This is a genomic window from Massilimicrobiota sp. An142, assembly GCF_002160725.1.
Classification (GTDB): domain Bacteria; phylum Bacillota_I; class Bacilli_A; order Erysipelotrichales; family Coprobacillaceae; genus Allocoprobacillus; species Allocoprobacillus merdigallinarum.
Window position 1 is genome coordinate 1 of sequence record NZ_NFLD01000074.1, and the last position, 1,825, is coordinate 1,825.

The window sequence follows — 1,825 nt, forward strand, 5'->3', positions numbered from 1 at the left end:
ATCCTATCACCAATCATGATGAGATCAGCATTTATGAGATTAAATGTACATTTAGAACATTGTAGACGTCATCCAATTGATATCAGACGTTATTATAAAGCTTTAGATTATTAATGAAAGAGTTAGATTTTTATCTTCTCTAAAATGAAAGGTAATATTATGGAAGTATCAGCAATGAATTGTCATCATAGATTTTATACATTAGAAGATTTTTTTAAAAGTGCACATGAAAATGGTTTTAGAAATGTAGAATTATGGAGTGGACCAATGCATTTTTATTTAGATTATCAACAATATGATGATATTCAAATCTTAAAAGAATTAGAAAAAAAATATGATATTAAAATTATTGGTGTTTGTCCTGAACAAACAAACCCTAAACCAAATAATATGGCAGCAAAACATGAAGATGAACAAAAAAGAGTCTATCATTATTTTAAAAATGCTATAGATATTGCACATTTTCTCAATGCCCATCAAGTAGTTGTCACAAGTGGATGGGCATATTTATCAGAAAATCTTGAAGAAGCAAGAACAAGAAGTGCTCAGATGATGAGAAAACTTGCAGAATATGCACAAATTCAAGGAATACCTCTTGCGATAGAAGCATTACAACCAAGAGAATCTTTACTTGTAAACACAATTTCTGATTTGAAAGATTATTTAGAATTAGTTAATCATGAAAATTTAAAAATATGTTTAGATTTAGGTGCTATGGCAAAAGCTAACGAGACAATCAAAGACTATTTTGAAACCTTTGGATCTAGAATTATTCATTGTCATTTTGTGGATGGAAATCCAGTAGGACATATGGCATGGGGTGATGGAAATAGAAATATGTGTGAAGATTTAGATATCCTTCATCAATATGATTATCAAGGCTATCTTTCTTTTGAAATTGTTAATCAGATGTATTATCAACAACCTCATTTAGCAGATCAAAAATGCATAGAATTATTCAATCAATGGAGACCAAAATGAAATCAATCAGTCAAAAAATTGATTATATCAGAGATGAAAACGATAGTTTTCAAACTTATTTAGATAAAGCTATCCAATATCAATTTCGTTGCATATTTGCAAGGAATAAAGAAGAATATGATTATGCTAAAGATTATTTAAAAAATAAAGATTGTATTATTGCTGGAGCTATAGATTTTCCTGAAGGAAAAATGACTTTGAATGAGAAATTAGAAATGTTTAAGACATATGCATCTTATGGTTTTCAAGAAATTGATTACGTTTTAAATCAAGATCATGTTGAAAAAGGTGATCTTGACAAAATTGAAGAAGAAATGAGTACAATTCATCAATTTTGTATAAAACATAATATACAAGAAAAAGTGATTGTTGAAATGTGTAAATTAGACGGTCGAGAAGAAATAAAGGAAGAGATATGTAAAATAGCCAAAAGAGTGAAGCCGGCTTTTTTAAAAACATCAACAGGAAGAAGTTTTAAAGGTGCTGATTTAAATGATGTTATATTAATGAAAAATATATTAAAAGATGAAGTCAAAATCAAAGCATCTGGAGGTATCCGTCATTTACAACAGGCACAAAAATTTTTTGAAGCAGGAGCAAGTGTCATTGGTGCAACTAGTGCCATTCAAATTATAAAAGGAGGGACAAAAATGTTAAATTTCGATGAAAATAGAGTAAGAACAGAACATCAAAATGGAGTTAATTTAATTCCAGAAGTAGAAAAAATTGTAGATAAGATCTGTGAAGATGGTTATTCTAATATCTTCCTATTTGGTATTGGAGGGACATTATTGTATGCTGGACAAATCATGCATACGGCTAAACAATTAGGGTGTAATCTTCC

2 protein-coding genes are annotated in these 1,825 nt (G+C 29.0%); both read left to right on the forward strand.

Annotation, left to right across the window (positions count from 1 at the left end; translation table 11 throughout):
- The first annotated feature begins 144 nt into the window (after positions 1-144).
- Positions 145-981, forward strand: coding sequence for a sugar phosphate isomerase/epimerase family protein (locus B5E87_RS14710; protein WP_087246155.1), 837 nt, complete (start codon positions 145-147; stop codon positions 979-981).
- Positions 978-1,825 (forward strand): deoxyribose-phosphate aldolase (deoC, locus tag B5E87_RS14715; protein WP_087246157.1); only part of this gene is annotated, 848 nt, incomplete at its 3' end. The genes B5E87_RS14710 and deoC, both read left to right, overlap by 4 nt.